This is a genomic window from Proteinivorax tanatarense, assembly GCF_040267685.1.
GTDB classification, from domain to species: Bacteria; Bacillota; Proteinivoracia; order Proteinivoracales; family Proteinivoracaceae; genus Proteinivorax; species Proteinivorax tanatarense.
This window is the reverse complement of record NZ_CP158367.1, coordinates 2,666,785-2,688,199: the sequence shown is the minus strand read 5'-3', so window position 1 is coordinate 2,688,199 and position 21,415 is coordinate 2,666,785. Positions and strand designations below refer to the sequence as shown.

15 protein-coding genes are annotated in these 21,415 nt (G+C 34.8%); all 15 read left to right on the top strand.

The features are described from left to right. Positions 1 to 68 precede the first annotated feature (68 nt). The gene (locus tag PRVXT_RS13140; RefSeq protein ID WP_350343319.1) at positions 69 to 1,034 is read left to right on the top strand and encodes an AAA family ATPase; all 966 of its coding nucleotides are present in this window, start codon (positions 69 to 71) and stop codon (positions 1,032 to 1,034) included. Then, a complete protein-coding gene (locus PRVXT_RS13135; RefSeq protein ID WP_350345168.1) occupies positions 1,034 to 2,236 on the top strand; it encodes a DUF58 domain-containing protein in 1,203 nt (400 codons plus the stop codon). The genes PRVXT_RS13140 and PRVXT_RS13135 overlap by 1 nt, the downstream gene beginning before the upstream one ends. Continuing rightward, a complete protein-coding gene (locus tag PRVXT_RS13130; protein WP_350343318.1) occupies positions 2,220 to 4,301 on the top strand; it encodes a transglutaminase domain-containing protein in 2,082 nt (693 codons plus the stop codon). Before PRVXT_RS13135 ends, PRVXT_RS13130 begins: the two co-directional genes overlap by 17 nt. 55 nt (positions 4,302 to 4,356) lie before the next feature. Further along, entirely contained in the window at positions 4,357 to 4,617 is a 261-nt protein-coding gene (locus PRVXT_RS13125) for a hypothetical protein (protein WP_350343317.1), read from the top strand. Between the two features lie 97 nt (positions 4,618 to 4,714). Beyond that, the gene (gene guaA, locus PRVXT_RS13120) at positions 4,715 to 6,253 is read left to right on the top strand and encodes a glutamine-hydrolyzing GMP synthase (protein WP_350343316.1); all 1,539 of its coding nucleotides are present in this window, start codon (positions 4,715 to 4,717) and stop codon (positions 6,251 to 6,253) included. Positions 6,254 to 6,422: 169 nt separating this feature from the next. Then, positions 6,423 to 6,827 (top strand): hypothetical protein, encoded by a 405-nt coding sequence (locus PRVXT_RS13115; protein ID WP_350343315.1) that lies wholly within the window; start codon positions 6,423 to 6,425, stop codon positions 6,825 to 6,827. A 266-nt stretch (positions 6,828 to 7,093) separates the two neighbouring features. Further along, a complete protein-coding gene (locus tag PRVXT_RS13110) occupies positions 7,094 to 7,351 on the top strand; it encodes a TM1266 family iron-only hydrogenase system putative regulator (RefSeq protein WP_350345167.1) in 258 nt (85 codons plus the stop codon). Then, positions 7,348 to 8,394, top strand: coding sequence for a [FeFe] hydrogenase H-cluster radical SAM maturase HydE (hydE, locus tag PRVXT_RS13105; RefSeq protein ID WP_350343314.1), 1,047 nt, complete (start codon positions 7,348 to 7,350; stop codon positions 8,392 to 8,394). Before PRVXT_RS13110 ends, hydE begins: the two co-directional genes overlap by 4 nt. After that, the gene (gene hydG / locus PRVXT_RS13100; RefSeq protein WP_350345166.1) at positions 8,394 to 9,770 is read left to right on the top strand and encodes a [FeFe] hydrogenase H-cluster radical SAM maturase HydG; all 1,377 of its coding nucleotides are present in this window, start codon (positions 8,394 to 8,396) and stop codon (positions 9,768 to 9,770) included. The genes hydE and hydG overlap by 1 nt, the downstream gene beginning before the upstream one ends. Before the next feature lie 13 nt (positions 9,771 to 9,783). Then, positions 9,784 to 10,995, top strand: a complete 1,212-nt coding sequence (gene hydF, locus PRVXT_RS13095) for a [FeFe] hydrogenase H-cluster maturation GTPase HydF (RefSeq protein ID WP_350343313.1) — start codon at positions 9,784 to 9,786, stop codon at positions 10,993 to 10,995. A gap of 83 nt (positions 10,996 to 11,078) precedes the next feature. Beyond that, positions 11,079 to 13,325 (top strand): sigma 54-interacting transcriptional regulator, encoded by a 2,247-nt coding sequence (locus PRVXT_RS13090; protein ID WP_350343312.1) that lies wholly within the window; start codon positions 11,079 to 11,081, stop codon positions 13,323 to 13,325. Positions 13,326 to 13,519: 194 nt separating this feature from the next. Beyond that, the gene (locus PRVXT_RS13085) at positions 13,520 to 15,412 is read left to right on the top strand and encodes a [Fe-Fe] hydrogenase large subunit C-terminal domain-containing protein (RefSeq protein ID WP_350343311.1); all 1,893 of its coding nucleotides are present in this window, start codon (positions 13,520 to 13,522) and stop codon (positions 15,410 to 15,412) included. A 349-nt stretch (positions 15,413 to 15,761) separates the two neighbouring features. Continuing rightward, positions 15,762 to 16,919, top strand: a complete 1,158-nt coding sequence (locus PRVXT_RS13080) for an NADH-ubiquinone oxidoreductase-F iron-sulfur binding region domain-containing protein (RefSeq protein WP_350343310.1) — start codon at positions 15,762 to 15,764, stop codon at positions 16,917 to 16,919. Positions 16,920 to 16,939: 20 nt separating this feature from the next. Next, on the top strand, positions 16,940 to 18,709 hold the full coding sequence (locus PRVXT_RS13075; protein WP_350343309.1) for an NADH-dependent [FeFe] hydrogenase, group A6: 1,770 nt from the start codon (positions 16,940 to 16,942) through the stop codon (positions 18,707 to 18,709). Next, positions 18,696 to 21,389, top strand: a complete 2,694-nt coding sequence (gene fdhF, locus PRVXT_RS13070) for a formate dehydrogenase subunit alpha (RefSeq protein WP_350343308.1) — start codon at positions 18,696 to 18,698, stop codon at positions 21,387 to 21,389. The genes PRVXT_RS13075 and fdhF overlap by 14 nt, the downstream gene beginning before the upstream one ends. Positions 21,390 to 21,415 lie beyond the last annotated feature (26 nt).

The window sequence follows — 21,415 nt, the reverse complement described above, 5'->3', positions numbered from 1 at the left end:
TAATGAACTTTCTAATTTTTTTGATTTATGCTATGATAAATTTAAGTTTATATGGAGGGAGCAATAATATGAAAAACGAAGAACAAAAAGAAGCTATCAAAAATCTTAAGAATCAGCTATCAACAATTTTAATTGACAAAGAAGATGTTATAGAAGATATCCTAGTAGCAACTTTAGCTAGAGGACATGTTCTGTTAGAAGATATACCAGGGATTGGTAAAACTGTGTTAGTGAAAGGCTTGTCAAGAATTTTAGGGTGCAGCAATAGAAGAATTCAGTTTACCCCTGATTTATTACCTTCAGATGTTACAGGTGTTTCTATATTCAATCAAAAAACCTCCGAGTTTGAATTTAGACCCGGCCCTATAATGGCTAACATAGTTTTGGCAGATGAAATTAACCGAACTTCACCTAAAACTCAATCAAGTCTGCTAGAAGCAATGGAAGAAAGACAGGTCACTGTGGATGGGAGCACTTATAAGCTGCCAGAACCATTTATGGTTTTTGCTACTCAAAACCCTATAGAACATGAAGGGACTTATAATTTGCCAGAGGCCCAACTAGATAGGTTTATGATTCGATGTTCTATAGGCTATCCTTCTTCTGAAGGTGAAAAACAAATAATTAACTCACAATTAAATGGAGAGCATCCATTAGATAAACTAGATTCTGGCCAGGTTATAAGTGCAGACCAGCTGATGATGTTGCAAAATCAAGTGGACAGCATAAAGGTCAATGATGAAATAATAGACTATATTGTTACCTTAGTCAGGAAAACAAGAGAGTATCCATCTATATATTTAGGAGGCAGCCCTAGAGCAGCACTTGCTCTAATAAAAGCCTCTAAGGCTAAAGCTATGTTGTTGGATAGAACTTATGTGATACCTGATGATGTAAAAGGTATGTTTAAACAGGTGTTATGTCATAGAATAATTCTTCATACAGACGAAGTAATACAAGGGGAAAAGGCAGACGCTGTGCTGGAAAAAATTTTAAATGACACTAGCGTTCCAATTGGAAAACAGGTGGGTTGATGCGAATCAAGTATAACAAAGAAGTATATATATTGTTGTCAGCCATTATTTTTATTTATATATGGTCTTTATTTTTAGATTATGAAGTGATTAGACAACTTTTTTGGCTTACTACTCTAATTTTGATATTCCCTATTATTACTTTGTTGCGAGGTTTTTATGGACTGTCAGCTGAGAGAAGTATAGTTGGTAAAAAGCGTTTTTTTGCTGGCGATGATATGGAGATTAAGGTTAAACTTAAAAATAAAATATATATACCAATATTTCTGCCAGAAATAGTTGACTCCTTACCGTTAAGTTACAAGTTGCGACATAATGAAAAAAATGATGTAAAAGCTGTACTGCCTTTAGTAGCAAAAGAAAAATCATTAAAATATTGTCTATATAATATTCCCAGAGGACAATTGTTATTTAGCGATATTAATATTAGCAAAAAAGATTTGTTTGGGTTTGTGGAAATGAAGAAGCACATTAAACGGACAGAAAGTGTTCTAGTATATCCTAAGTATACAATTGTAAACCCTGAATCCATAGTCGGCATCAGGCAGCAGTGCCAGGGTGAAAAAAAGCAATACAAAAAACAGGATACTTCACAGATAACTGGCTTGAGAGAATATCAACATGGTGATAAGTTAAGTTTAGTTCACTGGAAGGCTAGCGCAAAAAATAATATTTTAATGAGCAAAGAATTTACTCCAAAATTAAGTCGTAAAAGTTATTTAATTTTAGACTGTTTTAAAGGAGTAGGAAATGAAAAAGATAGTATTGATTTATTTGAATTAAGCGTGAGTGTGGCTGCCAGTATTACCTATGCTTTTGGTAATTCTAATGAACCTTTTAGTCTTTTAATGAATAATAATTACCGCTGGGAGGTTGACAAAAGAAAACCAGGTCAATTTTTATCACAAGCTATGAGAAAGTTGGCCTTTGTTCAAAAAGATGGTTCAGTACCTATAGAGGTTTTTTGTGATAAAAATAGTTTCAGATTCGAAAAGGGAACAAATGTGATTATTGTATCTGAAAGCTTTGACACGAAATTAAGAAAAGTAATTGCCAAACTTCTCAATAAAAAAGTATTGGTGAAAGTATTTATTATTGGTGATAAAAAAGGGGTTAACCTGCCTTTTGTCAAGAATATAAGTTCCCTAGAGGAGCTACACAAGGGTAGCAGAAGGGGGATGAATGTTGAAAATAAGGTTTAATAAATTATTACTTCTATTTTGGTTTATGTTATTTTCTATGTCATTTTTTCATCAGTTTCCCAAAACAAACCCTGGACTTGGTGCAGTACTTTTGCTAACAACTCTATTTTGGGTTATAGAAAAATTGATAAAAAATAAACTGGCAACTATAGTTTTGCAGATAACTTTATCAATCGTTTACCTTCAGGGCATGTCTACAGCTAGTATGGCAAACATTGGTGATGTACTAAGTTCCGATTTTTCTGCTATCTATTTTGGACAGTTCAGCGAAGTTTCTGCTCTATTTAATGGAGGTTGTAGCGTTCTAATGGCGTTTTTGCTTCAAAAAGTGTATTTAAAACAGGCTAATAGAGGAGCTTTACTAATTGGGACGCTTGCTGGTAGCGCGATTTTAATTGGTCTTAACATTTATACAAGCAAACCATTTTTGGGGTTATTTATCGTTTTGGGATTATATCTAATAGCAGAAAACAACATAGAAAAAAGATACTTAACGGTACAAAGTCAAAAAGTTAGCGCAATGGTTTTGCTGATTATTTTTATTTTTTTCGCTTTTAGCTGGTCTATAGATCGCCCTTTACAAGGGATACAAACTTTTGAAGATATTGTTAACGAAATAGATATGCATGGTCAAGGGGGCTCAGGAAAAAGCTCTACGGGTAAAGGTGATACTAAAAGATCAGGGTATAGTGAAAGTGATGAAGTGTTAGGATTTGCTATGGAAATGGATGATACTGAGGTTTTAAAAATCAGCACCGATACTCCCCATTACCTTAGAGGTCATTATAGATATAAATATAACGGTAGAGGATGGTCGGAACCACATTCAATAGAATCAGAAGTTTATTTTCCCACCTCTTTGCCGGTGCAAAAAAAAGAGGGGGTTGAATATACAACTGTAGAAGGTGAAGTTGAAGTTTTAAGCGGAAGATACAATGTGTTATTTACTCCCGGTAATACAGAAGCCATTTATATGGAAAAAAATCCATCTATAACCACAAGCAATTACAGAGAACTAGAAATAAGCAATAGGCTAACCGTTGGGGATAGCTATGGTTTTGTAAGCCATGTACCAAACTTTAGTGTAGAATTTTTAGAAGAACAACCATTTAATCGGAACCCTGAGCCCAAGGCTTTGCAGTTGCCAGATGGATATGAAAATGGCCCTGTATCAAAGTTGACAGATGAAATAATAGAAGGTTATGAGGGGCCCTATAATAAAGCAAAAGCTATTGAATCATATTTGCGTAGAAACTATAGATACTCCTTAGATGTATATCCTCCAAAGGAAGATCAAGACCTTGTTGAAGAATTTCTTTTTACTCAAGAACAAGGGTATTGTGTTCACTTTTCCACTGCTTTTGTGGTAATGGCACGATTAGCCGGGCTAGAAGCTCGTTGGGTTTCAGGATTTAGCAACGGAACTATCGAAGATGAGCATTATATTGTCAGAGGTAAAAATGCCCATGCATGGCCAGAAGTTTATATTGCTAATAGTGGCTGGGTTCCCTTTGAGCCTACTCCTGGCTTTACTCATCATGGTACTGCGACAGAAGATGAAGACCTGTCCGATATAGATATAGAAGAGGAAGAAACGGACGAAGAGGTTGGCGCTGATCAACAGTATGAACTTGAACAAGGAGAAGGTGACGATGGGAAAGAAGAAGATATAAACTTCATTTTATATTTAGGTGGAGGCATGTTATTGTTTTTGGGGTTATACACTTTTTACTTTTTGGATAGAAGACGAAAAAAAGATATAGGCAGTGATAAAGCAGTAATAGCATTATACAATTCAATGCTGTCGAAGTTTAAATGGATAGGATTGGGCAGAAAAAATAATGAAACTCCATTAGAATATAGAGCAAGGTTGAAAAGGTATCAGTGGTTGCCACAGCAACCTGTCAAAAAAATAACTTATCTATTTCAAAGTATATACTATGGAGGATCCAGCGTAAGTGAAAGAGAGGTTAAAGGAATCAAAACTGATTTTAAAAAGGTTAATTATATTAAAATTGTATATAATAGAATAATTAACTTTAGAAAAATGGGCAAAGGCGAATAAGGATATCAAAAACTGAAAGGAGGTGAAAATCCGTAGCTAAGTTACGGATAATAACTTGAATAAACATAAATTTTCTGATATAGTTAAAAAAATATATAAAGTTATAGGTGCAACTGGAATGTTGATTTTATTGGTTATTGCTACAAATATAGCGGGATGGACATTTTTTTTGATAGCAAATCATCCTGACACTGCAATTGCTTATGAGAGTCAAACGTTAACTATATTCTTAGTTATTGCTGCAATGTTGTTTTTTGTTACAGTAATTGATAAGTTCTGCAGCAAGAAACACACTAATGATAATCAAAATATTTAAAATCATCTTAAAAAAGGATGTATCCTAAGAAAACTTGTCTTAGGATACATTATTTTTAAATATAAACCCAAACTAGGCAAAAAGGAGATGTGTAGACTTGAGTGAAAAGAACAAAGTATTAATACTGGATTTTGGTGGGCAATATAGCCAATTGATAGCCAGGAGAGTTAGAGAAAATAAAGTATATTGTGAGATTAAGCCTTATGATATTTCACCACAGGAAATAGAGGATTTTAATCCTAAAGCAATTATATTATCAGGAGGGCCAGCTAGTGTTTATAAAGAAGGAGCGCCGGACTGTAACAATATAATTTTTAGCGGAAAATGGCCGGTATTAGGAATATGTTATGGAATGCAGCTAATGGTACATAAGCTTAAGGGAAAAGTGCAACGAGCTGAAAGCCGTGAGTATGGGGTAATGGATTTAAAAATCTTACAAGAGCAATCAAAGTTATTGAAGGATATTTCTTCTCCTACTAAAGTTTTGATGAGTCATAGCGACTTTATCCCAATTCCTCCAGCGAATTTTAAAGTTACTGCTACAAGCAAAAATACTCCCACCGCTGCTATTGAAAGTGATGAAAAACAACTTTATGGGATACAATTTCATCCTGAGGTTGTTCATTCGGAGTGTGGTAAAACAGTAATAAAAAACTTTTTGTTTGAAATTGCTGGAATATTACCAGATTGGAATATGGATTCTTTTATCGAAGAAACTGTAAAGAATATTTCTAAACAAATTGGAAATAAAAAAGCGGTATGTGGCTTAAGCGGTGGAGTTGATTCTGCTGTTGCAGCTCTTTTAGTCCACAAAGCAATAGGAGATAACCTAACTTGTATTTTTGTTGACCATGGTCTGTTAAGGCTTAATGAAGCAGAAGAAGTTATGGAAGCTTTTGAAGGAAAACTTGGTTTAAATGTAATTAAAGTTGATGCAGGGGAACACTTTTTAAGTAGGTTAAAAGGTGTTATAGATCCTGAACGTAAACGCAAAATAATAGGCAATGAATTCATAAATATATTTGAAAAAGAGGCTGCCAAGTACGGAGAAGGTGAATTCTTAGTACAAGGCACATTGTATCCAGATATTGTGGAAAGTGGCACTAAAACAGCTACCACTATCAAAACACACCATAATGTAGGTGGACTTCCAGAAGATATGACTTTTAAGCTCTGTGAACCCCTTAAGGAATTATTTAAAGATGAAGTTAGAGAAGTTGGTAGGAAACTAGGTCTTCCGGAGCATTTAGTAAATAGACAACCTTTTCCAGGGCCTGGTATGGCTATAAGAGTTATGGGAGAAGTAAACGAAGACAGATTAAACTTATTGCGAAAAGCCGACGCCATAGTTAGAAAAGAAATTAAAGCATATGATAAAGAAAATAAAGTGTGGCAATACTTTGCAGTTCTTCCTGGATCTTATAGTGTAGGTGTGATGGGAGATGATCGTACCTATCAGCAGGTAGTTGCAGTTAGAGCTGTAGGAAGCGAAGATGGCATGACAGCAAGTTGGTCTCACCTCCCTTATGAGGTTTTAGATAAAATATCTCAGCGGATAGTTAATGAGGTGGATGGTGTAAACCGTGTCGTTTATGACATAACATCAAAACCGCCTGGAACCATTGAGTGGGAGTAACTTAGCAAAAAATGAGAAGATGGTTAATTAAGCTCTTAAAGCTTTTTTAACCATCTTTTTGTTTATGTAAAAACTTAATGCTTATTTGAGTATAAATTATAAGAAGGAGATTTTAATAAAATATAGAAGTAGGTTTACTAGTGCTAAAATTTTAAAAGGGGGATTTATTGTGCAAAAAAAAATTTTAAAGTTTGTTTTGTTACTTGGCATAGGTTATGTATTATTAACTTTAATAAATTGGCAGCAAAATGAGATTAGAGAAATAGCTGGTTCAACCTATGAGGTTCCAATATTGAATATTATTTTCCTAAAAACTTTAGTTATCCTTTTTGGTGTGCTTATCGAATGGCGTAGGGTTTTAAAACTGTTTAAAGAGGGATTTTCTGTTGATATATCTTTGCTAGTTTTAAGCTGTATTTTGATTATCATAAGCATTATTCCTCAAAACCTTTGGTTTGAATGGGTTAGTATCGCCACATATGGGCCAGCAAAAATCTTACAAGGAGCACTTAGTAATTATCTAATAAATGTAGCAGCAGGCATAGTTTTAATGAGGTCTTTGGTTAAGGATTAAACCTTTAGGAGAGGTTGTAAAATAGAGGAAGAAAAAAGTTATTGACAACAAATGAAATGATTGTTAAACTATTCACAATCACCAAATTTACTTAGGGGCACCTTTTAAATTTGGTCAACAAAATAAAACACCTAAAAGAAAAGATTCAAGTCAATCTGATCTAAAAGGGAGTTTTCGATAAGTTGCGTCTTTTGAAAACAACTTCTTTTTAGGAGTTGTTTTATTTTGTTTAATAAGATTGAAAATTCAGAAAAGGGAGTGGTCTCATCAAAAAAATAGCTGTTATAAGCTCTATTTTAGAGGAGCCTCAAAAGTGTCAAGAACAGTTTAATAGAGTTGTTTCAAATTACGGTAGAATTGTTAGAGGAAGAATGGGTATCCCTTTTAATGAGCAGGGAATTTCAGTAGTTTCAATTACAGTTGTGGGAAGTTTAAATGAAATCAATAGTTTTACAGGGAAATTAGGTAGCATAGACAGCGTAACGGTAAAAACAGCTATATCAAAGAAAGAGGTTATGGTATGAAAACAACTATAGACAAGCTTTTTAAGGAAACAACTTTAAGTCGAGACGAGTTTTTATATTTGTTAAATAACATGGACGGGGATAGCCTTACTTATTTAAGGGACAAAGCTAATGAAAGAAGAGTTCAAGAGTATGGGAAGGCAGTTTATACCAGAGGGCTTATAGAATTTACTAACCATTGTATCCAAAACTGTGTTTATTGTGGAATAAGGTATGATAATAAAAATGCAGACAGGTACAGGCTTAGTTTAGAAGAAATTTTGGATTGCTGCAAACTTGGTTATAAGCTTGGATACAGAACCTTTGTGCTACAAGGTGGAGAAGACCCCTATTACTCAGATGAAAGAATAGTTGACTTAGTAAAATCTATTAAAAAGACTTTTCCTGAATGTGCTTTAACGTTATCTTTAGGAGAGAAAAACTTTAGTTCTCTAAAACAATACTATGAAGCAGGGGCGGATAGGTACCTTTTAAGGCACGAAACCGCTTCACCCACTATATATAATAAGTATCATCCTAACATGTGTCTTCAAAGTAGAAAAAAATGCCTTTGGGATTTGAAAAAAATTGGATTTCAAGTAGGGGCTGGTTTTTTGGTGGGTTTACCAGGGCAATCTAACGAAGATTATGTGGAAGATTTGTTGTTTTTAAAGAAGTTGCAACCAGAAATGGTAGGGATAGGTCCTTTTATTGCTCATGAAAATACCCCGCTGGAGGGAGCATCCAATGGCTCTATTACTCAAGTTGTAACTTTGCTAGCCATTGTACGACTTATGCTACCCAAGGTCCTCCTGCCTGCAACCACTGCTCTAGGTAGTATTGATCCTACAGGACGTGAGCAAGGTATAAAGTTTGGCGCAAATGTTGTAATGCCTAACTTATCACCTACTAGCGTTAGAGAAAAATATGCACTTTATGATGGGAAGATTTGTGTTGGAGATGAGGCTGCTGAATGTCGACAGTGTATTGAGGGGAAGGTGAGAAACATAGGTTACTCTTTAGATATGTCTCGCGGAGATCATAAAAACTGGAGGAGATTATAATTTATATTAAAGCAGATATTATTAAAGATATTCTTGAAGAAACTATAGGGCATGGCAAAAGAGATATCGATGAAATTCTACAAAAAGGTTTGGAGAAAAAGGGGTTATCATACAGGGATGTAGCAACTTTGTTGCAAGTTTCAGAAAAAAAACAATTAGATAAGATTTATAAAGCGGCTGGAAAAATAAAGAAGGATATTTATGGCGACAGAATAGTGCTTTTTGCACCTCTATATATTAGTGATTATTGCGTGAATAACTGTTTGTATTGTGGATATAAAAGGGATAATAATTTTAAGCGGCAGAGACTCAATCAAAAACAGATTGAAGAAGAGGTTATTCTTTTGGAGAATATGGGGCATAAAAGGTTAGCCTTAGAAGTTGGGGAAGATCCAGTAAATTGTGACATTGACTACGTTTTAGAAGGGATTGAAACAATATACTCAACCTATTCTAAACAAGGAGATATAAGAAGGATAAATGTAAACATAGCTGCCACTTCTGTAGAAAACTATAAAAAACTTAAACAAGCAGACATTGGAACCTATATTTTGTTTCAAGAGACCTATCACAAGCCAACCTTTCAAAGAGTCCATGCAAACTCAAAAAAAGGCAACTATGATTATCACTTAAAAGCATTCGATAGGGCAATGGAGGCAGGAATAGATGATGTAGGTGGTGGAGTGCTATTTGGTTTAGCTGATTACAAATTTGAAATTTTAGCTTTGATGATGCACAATCTGCACTTAGAAAACCAATATGGTGTCGGTTTTCACACTATATCCGTACCTAGATTAAAGAAAGCCGAAGGGATGGATATTAATGATTTTCCCCATATTTTAGATGATGAATCATTTAAAAAGATAGTGGCAATTTTAAGGTTAGCTATGCCATATACTGGGTTAATTCTTTCCACTAGAGAGACACCTGAGATGAGGAAGGAAGTTATCGAGTATGGGGTATCTCAGATTAGTGCAGGCTCATGTACCGGTGTTAATGCCTATAAAAATTCAGCTGAAGGTGGTGAAAATAAACAGTTTGATGTTGACGATAACAGAGCACCCATCGAAGTTTTAAAAGAACTTGTAGACTGTGGACATATCCCTAGCTATTGTACGTCGTGTTACAGGAAAGGAAGAACAGGTGAAAAATTTGCAAAAATGGCTAAAGAAGGAGAGATTCAGAACGTTTGTACCCCTAATGCCTTAATTACTTTTATGGAATTTATACTAAACTACGGGGATAGAGAGCTTTTGGAAAAAGGTGAAAAGCTAGTTTATTCCAAAGTAAAAGAGATCAGCAGCAATGAGCTTAGAAGGCGTACACTTAATTGTTTGAAAATGGTATATGACGGTAAAAGAGATATTTTCTTATAGGAGAGGATACTATATGCAAAACACACCAAGGGGAAGTAAAAAACACATCGCTATTTATGGAAAGACCAATTCAGGAAAGTCAACATTACTAAATGCTATAATAGGTCAAGAAATTTCAATAGTTTCTGATATTAAAGGGACTACTACCGACCCTGTAATTAAGAGTATGGAGCTTATTCCATTTGGGCCTGTTGTATTTATTGATACAGCAGGGTTAAACGATGATAGTGAATTAGGAAACTTGCGAGTAAGTAAAACATTAAAAATATTGCAGCGGACAGACTTTGCTATCTATGTTTTGGATGGCAGTGATGTTGACTTGAAATCTTACCATAAGGCAATAAAAAAATTTAAAAAATATAATATTCCATTCCTTACTGTGGTTAACAAAATAGATTGCGTAAATAAGGATGCCTTAGATGCTTTTACTCAGAAATTAGATAACCCTTTAACTGTTTCAGCACTACACCAGGAGAACATCCTAAGATTAAAAGAAGAGATTATCAATAGGTTGCAGGAAAAAGAAACAGATCCTCCTATTATCGGTGATTTAATTCCTTATGGGGGTAATGTGGTAATGGTGGTTCCTATAGATTCTGAAGCCCCTAAAGGAAGGTTAATATTACCGCAAGTACAAGTGTTAAGGGACTGCCTAGACCATGGCATTAAATGTCACGTAGTTAGGGATACAGAACTAGCGGAATCCCTACAAGAAATTCAAAACATTGACTTAGTTATTACGGATTCTCAGGCTTTTGGAAAAGTTACACAGATTATACCTGAAGATATGAACTTAACTAGCTTTTCGGTGCTATATGCGAGATACAAAGGGGATTTACAAATATTTATAGAGGGGTTAGAAAAATTAAAAGAAATGAATAGTGAATCTAAAATCCTTATTTCAGAAAGCTGCACTCACAATCATTCTCATGAAGATATTGGGAGAGTAAAAATACCTAATCTAATCAGAAAGCATATCGATGAAAATATTAAATTCGATTTTAAAATGGGAAGTGATTTTCCTGAAAATATGGATAGCTATGATTTAGTTATACACTGTGGTTCCTGTATGTTAAATAAAAAAACTATGACAAACAGAATAAAGCATTGTCTGGAAAAAAACATTTCTATCACAAACTATGGAATCGTTTTAGCTTATTTTACTGGTGCCTTTCCTCGATGTGTTGAATTCTTTAACCTAAAATCTCCAGCTAAAAATTTATAGTACTATGTTATAATAACAAAAACATCACTTTAAAGTATTAATCTAATAGGTTTAAAAATAAAACCTAGGAGGAATGGTATAATATGATAATAGCATCTCAAGACAAAAAATGTAAAAGATGCTATTGCTGTGTGCGTCATTGCCCAGTAAATGCTATTAGTTTTAAAGGTGAGCAAGCAAACTTAATTGAAGAAGAATGTGTAAGCTGCGGCTTTTGTGTAAAAGCCTGTAGCCAGAGCAATAAAGTCTTAAAGGATTTTGTTATTGATGTAGAAACATCTCTTAACAATAAAAATACAAAAACTGTAGCTTTAATGGCTCCATCTTTTGTGGCCTCTTTTAAGCAAGACCCCTTTAAACTAGTGGGAGCATTAAAAAAACTGGGGTTTAGTCAAGTTTATGAAGTAGCCCAAGGAGCCGAGATTGTAGCACAAGAGTACAAAAGACTTTATCAAAAGCCGTTGGATAAACCTATATTAACATCTCCCTGTCCAGTCGTAATTAATATAGTCAAAAAACATTATCCTAAATTAATTGATAATCTAGCTCATATTGTTTCACCAATGATAGCCATGGCTGATCTTGTAAAACAAAGTTGGGATGAACAGGTAGAAGTTGTTTTTATAGGCCCATGTGTTGCCAAAAAGTCAGAAATTACCCATGAGTCTGTAGATGGAAAAGTAGATTATGCGCTGTTGTTTTCTGAATTAGAGGGCTTATTAAAAAAGAAAAAAATTAATATAGAAGATTGTCAGAAAGCACCCCTGGACTATCTTAGTGAAGAGTATTTAGGTCAGTTGTTTCCTATATCTGGTGGGCTGCTAAAAGCAGCTAATATTGATACCGATTTACTAAATAATGATGTGTCTGTGGTAGAAGGAAAAGAGGAAGTTTTAGAAACTTTAAACGGTATTGAAAATAATGAGCTCAAACCGGCACTTATTGATATCTTATATTGTAAAGGATGTATAAATGGACCGGATTTTTATGATGATAAAAGTACTAATCAATATAAAAAAAATAAAGTTGTTAATTTTGCAAAAGAAAAAAAGCAAAAGGCCCCCAAATCTCCAGATTATTACGTTGAAATTGACTTGTCGAGAGAATTTCGTGTTTTAAAAAAGAAAAAACGTTTCCCTTCAGAAAAAGAAATAGTAAGAATTTTAGAATATAGTGAGAAATTTGAGAAACAGGACGAACTAAACTGTGGAGCCTGTGGTTATGAAACTTGTAGAGATAAAGCAGTGGCTGTATATCACGGTGTTGCTGAGGTGGAGATGTGTCTTCCTTATTTGCTGAAGCTAACTGAGAATAGAGTGACTCACTATCAGAAAAAGGCTCAGAATCTATTGCAACTGTATAACGAAATAGACCAAAACATAGTTGGCTGCTCCCAGTCAATACTGGCAGCTAAGAACTTTGTTTTTAAAGCCAGCAAAAGCGACTCTACAGTGTTACTTTTAGGTGAAAGTGGAACAGGTAAAGGTCTTTTTGCCGAAACTATTCATAGGTTTGGAGAACGAAAAGACAAACCCTTTGTTAAAATTAACTGTAGCGCCATACCCCATGAGCTTTTAGAGTCGGAATTATTTGGGTATGAAGAAGGAGCGTTTACAGGAGCTAAAAAAGGTGGTAAAATAGGGAAATTTGAACAGGCAAATAAAGGCACCATTTTCTTAGATGAAATAGGCGATATGAGTCCTGTCATGCAAGCTAAAATTTTGCAGGTAATACAAGATAAAAAAGTTATGAGGATTGGTGGGGATAAATCAATAAAACTAGATGTTAAAATTATAGCTGCTACTAATAAAGATTTAAAACAAGAAATAAATAAAGGTGGCTTTAGAGAAGACCTATTTTACAGACTGAACGTGCTTACCTTTACCATTCCAGCTTTAAGGCAGAGGCATAAAGATGATATAAATTTACTAATTGATTCACTCAAAGATAAGATTTCTAAAGAACATAAATTGCCTTGCAAATCCATTAGCGCAAAGGCAAAAGAAATGTTGTGCAACTATAGTTGGCCTGGTAATGTAAGGGAATTAGAAAACCTATTAGAGAGATTGTTAAATCTTGTAGAGGAAGATACCATTTTACCAGAACATTTACCTGAATCTATTTGGGAAAATCAAAGTCAAGGCACTAATATAACTGATCCTAACAAACCTTTAGACGAAATTTTAGAGCGAGTGGAAAAAGAGGTACTGATTAATGCACTAAAACGATCTAATAATAACAGGACTAAAGCTGCTAAGCTTTTAAATATATCCCGATCAAATTTCTATGAAAAACTAAAAAAATATAACTTAACAACAGAAAAATCTTAGAGATATGACAATGGCTGCACCATCATAGGATTATCCTATAATGGTGCAGCCTCTTTTACTTAATAATTTTTAAGTTAATGGGGCGGAGTAAATAAGGGGAAAGCAGCTTGTTTTTTACTGGCACAGTATTTGCTATATTATTTGTTTATATAATTAAATGATCTATATTATATTAGCTTTAGAGGAGGACAAATATGTTAGGAGAAAAAATAATAAAAACCGATAAAGAACAATGTACAGGATGCGATAAATGTATTAGGGAATGCCCTCAAGTATTGGCCAATAAAGCCTTTAAAGATGAATCTGGGGCAATAAAAGTTGATATAGCAAATGAGGAGTGTATAACATGTGGAGAGTGTATAAAAGCTTGTACCCATCAAGCCAGATATTATCAAGACGATATAGAGCAGCTTTTAACAGATCTTCAGCAAAACAAAAAAATATCCATAGTAGTTGCCCCTGCTTTTATGTTAAATTATCCCGATGAGTACAAAAAGGTGTTTGCTTGGTTAAAGAGTAAAGGAATCCAATTGATTTATGATGTTAGCTTTGGGGCAGATATCACTACATTTCTTTATATGAAAATTTTTGAAGAAAAAAGTATACAAACTATCATTTCTCAACCATGTCCTGTGATTGTGAACAGTATCGAACGATATTATCCAAATTTATTAAAATATTTAAGCCCGGTTGGTTCACCTATGTCTTGTGCAGCTATATATTTGAAAAAATATGAAGGGTTTGAGGGGAATATAGCTGCACTGTCGCCTTGTATAGCAAAAACCGACGAATTCAGAAGACATAAGCATATTGATTATAACATTACATTTAAGAAAATTATGGAGCTGTATAGAAAAGAAGGGGAATGGGAAAAAGAAGAAAACTTTGACTCTCCTGAAAGTTTAGTAGGGTTTTGGTATCCCACTCCTGGGGGATTAAAAGAAAGTATTGAGCAGGTTTATGGAAAGGGATTTCATATTAAAAAAATTGAAGGGCCTAAATTAGTTCAAAACTATTTATCTGGTATCAACAAAAAACAGGGGAAGCTTCCTTTTGTTATAGATATACTTAATTGCTCAGAAGGATGTTTGCTGGGAACTGCTACCGAAGACATGATGAGCCCTGATGAAATGGATGCTATTTTGTATGAGAAGACTAAAAAAATAACTGCACAAAAGAAAGGGCTTTTTTCGAAAGTTTCTCCAAGAGATATGATGAAAAAATTCGAGAAAAAGCTACGGGTAGATGACTTTAAAGTAACTTATAATAATAGATGGAAAGAGAAGGAGGTTGAACAAAATCAAAAGGATATAATTTACAGTAAACTTCACAAAAAAACCGATGAAGATAAAAATTTTGATTGTGCTGCTTGTGGTTATAAAAGTTGTGAAGATATGGTTAAAGTTATTGCCTTAAATTACAACGTTTTAGAAAACTGTATAGAATATAATAGAAGAGAAGGGGAAATCAAACAGGAAAAGTTGTTAAATGAAGAACGACAAAATGCAGAGTTAACTAGAAAAAACTCCCGAAAACAAGAGATGTTATTGGAAAACATAAAGCAAGGGGCAGAAAATATAAACAGCATTATTAATGATTTGACCAAAGTTTCAGAAGAGACGGCTAAAGATATGTATGAAATAAACAGTCAGATGGGAGATATAGAAACTGCATCTCAAGATACTATTAACAGCGTTGATTTATTGACGAAAACTTTTTCGGAGCATGAAGAAATGTCAAACAAAATTGTAGAAATTGCAGAACAAATTAACTTGCTTGCTTTAAATGCATCTATAGAAGCGGCCAGAGCAGGAGACGCGGGTAAGGGGTTTGCCGTTGTTGCTGAGGAAGTTAGAAAGCTTGCAGAACAATCTGAGGTTGTGGTATCCCAAACAGAAAAAAATAATAGTAGTGGAGTAAAGAGTGTAAAAACCATAGAAGATTCAGTAGATAAACTTAATAAAGTTATTAGCATTGTAGGAGAAAAAATGGAAAACGTTATGGCTATATCTGAGGAAACAAATTCGTCATTAGAAGATTTATCTAATACTTCTTCTGAACTAACTGGAAAAAACAATTTAAACTAAAAAATGGTATCTGCTATTACTAGCAGGTACCATTTTTTAGTTTAAAATCATGGGATAAAAAGGTGTCCTAGTTTAAAGACGATGTCCGAAAACAAAGACACTCTCAATTGCTTCACTGGCATAAAGCGATTGAGGCGAAAAAAAATGAAATAGCTCGAATTTTGTCCTAAAATTAGGACGGTTGAAATGTTAGGTGCATGGCTATGTTTGGCGGGTTTTAAGAATTATATTTTTGGCATGACAATTGCTCTTTATATAACAATAAATATTTTAAAGGTATTTGGAGGTGATGGAAAAGTACTGTAGCTACAGGGAGATATCTATAAACGAAATTTAAGGAGGTTTTAAGATGGAAAGAGTTTTATCTCTAAACGAACAAGATTTAGAAAAATATGATGTGGAGAAACTCGCTTTTGACTCAATGGCTGTCGTAGAAAGTAAAGGCGAAGAAGTTATTAAAGAGATAAAAGAAGCTGAGCTGCTCAGCAGGGATGGTAGAAAAATATTTATCGGTAATTATATGGAAGAGGTAGCAAAATATACTGGCTCTAAAGAAGTAGTTTTGCATATCGGCAATTCAAAGTTAGATAATGGCTTAGCTTCATCGAATACCTACCACTTAGTTCAAGGTTTAGTTTTATCTGCAAAAGCGGTAAAAGCATCAAAAGTTAGCATTTTTATAAACGAAAGCCACCAGTTGATTAGTAGAATGTTAAAACTAACTATTAAACAAATGGGGAAAATGGGTTATTTTAAGGCTAAAGAGTTAAAAATTGACATTATTGATGTAGATGAAAAGAATATTTTTTTTAATAATGACATAGCACTTTTAACTAATTATAAAGAAAATTTAAGTCACGGACGTTACCCATTTTTAGAAGCCAAAAATACATGGCAGCAAAGCAAGCTATTTATTGCTAACGTAGAAACTTTAATTAATATATCTTTAATAGTGGAAAATGGAAGCTCATGGTTTAAGACTATGGGGGAAGCAGATAATTATGGATGCAAAGTATTTTATGTAAATAATGGTCAGGAAGGTTGTCTAGTTACTATGGAGCTGGGCTCTAACTTCGAAGAACTAATTAAAAAAGCAAGTGAAAGAATAAACATTCCCAACCTGTATGCTATAAATGTTGGGGGAAGTTTAGGTGGAGTTTTAACCGAGGAACAACTAAAAACAACAAAGATTGATTATGCAACCTCAAAGAAGGAAGGTTTTTTACTTGGGGCGAGCCCTGTAGAAGTTATAGAAGATAAAAAAAGGTTAACAGAACTTATTGTTAACTCAGTGCAACATAATTCACAGCAATCATGTGGCAAATGTTCCACATGTAGAGAGGGACTAAAGAGAATGGGGGATCTTGTGCCAGCCGTCTTTGAAGGAGAGCGGGATAAGGTTAAACTAGTGGAGCTTTTTGCAAAAGCAATAAAAGATTCTTCTTTATGTGGGTTTGGAAATAAAGCTATAAATCCAATTATGGCGAGTCTTCAACATAAGGAATAAAAGCTAAAGGAGGTATGAAAATGGCAACAGTTGGATTAACTATAAACGATAAAAATGTAGTTGCTACGGAAGATAATTCAATTTTGGATGTATGTAAGAAAAATGGAGTTAACATCCCTACTTTATGTACTCATCCCGATTTGAATAATGAGGGAAATTGTAGGATGTGTGTTGTGGAGGTTGATGGAGAAGAGGAACTTTTGGCTTCCTGTAATACTAAAGTAAAAGATAAAATGATAGTGCGCACAGAAACAGAGAAAATTAAAGATTCTAGAAAAGCGACGTTAGAACTTTTAATTGCCAATCACCCAAATGATTGCTTGACTTGCGATAAAGTTGCTGGCGATTGTGAATTGCAAAACCTTTGTTATCAATATGATGTTAATAGAAAAGAGCAATTGCTGGAGACTTTGCCACAAAAAGAAGTCCTTGATTTATCAAGTACTTCGATTACTAGAGATGTAAATAAATGTATAGTATGTGGAAACTGTGTTAGAGTTTGTTCGGAAACACAGGACATAGGCATTTATGATTATACTGAAAGAGGACATGACACAGTCATTAACACTAAAGAAAAGGAACCTATTTTAGAAACCGATTGTATAAACTGTGGTCAATGTATAAAAGTATGTCCTGTAGGGGCGTTAGTAGAGAAAAATGACATCAAAAGAGTACGTACAGCTATAAATGATCCTAATGTACACGTAGTGGTACAAACAGCACCAGCTGTTAAACACACTTTGGGTGAAGAGTTTGGGTTGGAGCCTGGCACTGATGTTACAGGACAAACCAACGCAGCCTTAAGGAAGCTAGGTGTAGACAAAGTATTTAGCACCGATTTTACAGCAGACTTGACAATAATGGAAGAGGGAACTGAGTTTATTGACAGAGTCCAAAAAGGTGAAAAGCTTCCGTTGTTAACATCTTGCTCTCCAGGTTGGGTAAAGTATGTAGAACATAATTATCCCCACTTATTGGAAAATGTATCTTCTTGTAAATCACCACAACAAATGTTCGGTGCTTTGTCTAAATCCTATTATGCAGAGATTAATGATTTAGATCCTCAAAAAATATTTAGCCTATCTATAATGCCTTGTACTGCTAAAAAATTCGAAGCAGATAGAGAAGAACTAAAAGTCAACGGCCTAAAAGATGTAGATGCGGTACTGACAACGAGAGAACTAGCAAAAATGATAAAAATGGAAAAAATTCAGTTTGCAAAGCTTGACGAAGAAAGTTTTGACAACTTTTTAGGAGATCACACTAGTGCTGGAAGAATTTTTGGTACAACAGGTGGAGTTATGGAAGCAGCTTTAAGAACAGTTGCTTGGAAACTTAGTGATGGTGAACTAGACAAAATAGAGTATGAAGGTGTAAGAGGACTGACAAATGCTAAAGAAGCAGAGATTAAAATAGCAGATATGAAGGTTAAAATTGCTGTTGTCCATGGTACAGCTGCTGCAAAGGAGCTAATGAAAAAGATTGATAATGGTGAAAAAAAATACCACTTTGTTGAAATAATGGGATGTGTAGGAGGTTGCATTAACGGAGGAGGAGCTCCTATCCCAGATTCTATGGAAACAGTCAAAAAGAGAATGGCAGGTATTTATAAAACAGACGGAAGCTCTATCTTGCGCCGTTCTCATGAGAATCCTCTAATTAGCAAATTGTATGATAATTATTTAGGACAGCCTGGTGGACATAAAGCTCATGATTTACTTCATACCCACTATATTGATCGCTCAAAGAAAAATATTGATGTAAGGGGTGAATATGATGATAACGATTAAAATTAACGGACGACCTGTTCAATGTGAAGAGGGAATAAGTGTTTTTAATGCAGCTCGCTTAAACGACATAAATATACCAACTTTAAATTATGACGAACGCTTTGATATGAAAACTGTAGATAGTGGGGCTGACTTAAGTATTGTTGAAATAAAAGGAGAAGAGAGTTTAGTTGATTCTACTGATGTAATAGTAAAGGATAATTTGGAAATTTGGACAGAATCGGACAATGTAGTTAGAGCTAGACAAGAGATTCTTAAAGAGATTTTAGCTGATCATCCTTTAGATTGTTTAACCTGTGAAAAGTCGGGGCATTGTGATTTGCAAACGTATTGCTATAAATACGATGTTCAAGGCCCTGACTATTTCAGAGAAAATATAGCTCCAAAGGAACTTTTCGACAAAAATCCTTTTTACTACATTGATAGAGAGAAATGTATCGCCTGCGGAAAATGTGTAGAAATCTGCACGCAGTTACAGGGTGTAGAAGGGTTATCTCTAGTAAGACAAGGAATACAGGGGTATGTTAAAGCTCCCCAAAACATTGAGAGAGAGTTAACCAAGACAGATTGTGTATCCTGTGGAAACTGTGTTTCAAACTGTCCAGTAGGGGCATTGATGCCCAAAGCAAAGCATAAATATAGGTACTGGGAAACAGAAAAAGTTGAAACTACCTGTTCGTACTGTGGAGTTGGTTGTCAGCTAGAACTTTCCACTAAGGATGACAAGATAGTAGAGGTCAATCCCGTAAAAGGCAAGTTGAATCAAGGTTTACTTTGTGTAAAAGGCAAGTTCGCTTTTGATTTTATTAACCACCCTGATAGACTAAGCAAACCACTTGTAAGAGAAAATGGTGAGCTTATAGAAGCAACTTGGGAGAAAGCTTACCAAAAAATAGCGGATAAAATAACTGAAATTAAAGAACAAGATGGACCCGATGCTATCGGTGGATTTTCTTCCGCTAGAGCTTTAACAGAAGATAATTATATGATGACTAAGTTTTTTAGGGCAGGTATCGGTACAAACAACGTTGATCACTGTGCTCGACTCTGACACAGCTCTACAGTTGCAGGTCTTGCAACTACACTTGGAAGTGGAGCTATGACAAATAGTATCGAAGAAATAGACAAGGCAGAAGTTATATTCTTAACAGGTACAAATACAGAAGAAAATCACCCTGTTATTGGAGCGCGTATTAGAAGAGCCGTTAAAAAAGGCGCCAAATTAATAGTAGCTGATCCTCGCAAAATTTCACTGGAGGATGTATCTGATGTATTTTTGCAAATTAAACCAGGTACCAGTATTGCATTATCAAATGGAATGCTAAATGTGATTTTAGAGGAAGGTCTAGAGGACAAAGAGTATATTGAGAAAAATACTGAAGATTTCCAGCAGTTGAAAGAAGTATTGAAAAAATACACCCCAGAAAAGGTAGCAGAGATCTGTGAGGTAGATGCAGAAGATATCCGAAAAGCTGCCAGAATGTACGCTAAATACGATAGAGGAAGTATTATGTACTGCATGGGAATAACTCAACATCATAAAGGAACAGACGGTGTTATCAGTCTATCTAATCTAGCTTTGGTTACTGGCAACTTGGGGAGAGAAGGAACAGGAATTAACCCGCTAAGGGGTCAAAACAACGTACAGGGAGCCTGTGATATGGGTGCTTTACCTATCGTTTATACTGGATATCAGCCTGTTGCCGATAAAAAAGCTCAGGAAAAGTTTGAAAAGGCTTGGGGAACAAAGCTATCTGGGGAAAATGGAATGACCATGACCCATATGATGAAACATGCAGAAAGCGGAAAAATTAAAATGCTTTACATTATGGGAGAAAACCCTGTGTTATCCGATCCCGATACAAACCATGTAATTAAGGGGCTAAAAGAAAGTTTCTTAGTTGTACAGGATATATTTTTAACGGAGACAGCAGAGCTTGCTGATGTTGTTTTACCAGCTGCTGCCTTTGCAGAAAAAGATGGAACTTTTGTTAATACCGAAAGAAGAGTCCAAAGGGTAAGAAAAGCAGTGAGCGCTCCTGGAGAAGCAAAACCAGATTGGCAAATATTTGTTGAACTAATGAGAACTTTAGGATATGAGAATAACTTTGAAACTGCAGAAGAGGTATTCGAAGAAATAAGAGCTGTAACTCCATCTTATGCTGGTATCACATACGAACGCATTAAAGATGAAGGAATTCAGTGGCCTTGTCCAAATGAAGAGCATCCAGGTACCAAATTCTTACACTCAAACCAGCCAGCAAGGGGTAAGGGCTTGCTAGTGCCGGTTGAATTTGAAGAAACGCCGGAGTTATCTGATAAAGGTAATTATCCTTATATTATGACCAGCGGCCGTGTCCTATATCAATACCACACCTCGACAATGACTGGTAAAACAGAGGGCGTAAACAAACTTGTCAATGAAACCTTTGTAGAAATCAGTCCTAACACAGCAGAAAAGCTTGGGATAGAAAATGGAGAAGTGGTAAAGGTAACTTCACCAAGAGGTGAAATAAAACCTAGAGCGTTTATAACAGAGTTAGTTTCTGACAAAGTAGTTAGCGTACCTTTCCACTTTAAAGATGGAGCAAACGTGTTAACTAACTCCGAACTATTAGATGCTAAAGCTAGTATTCCAAGTTTGAAGGTTACAGGTGTTAATATAGAAAAACTGGGTTAAAAAATTTTCAACAATGTGGCTCTATC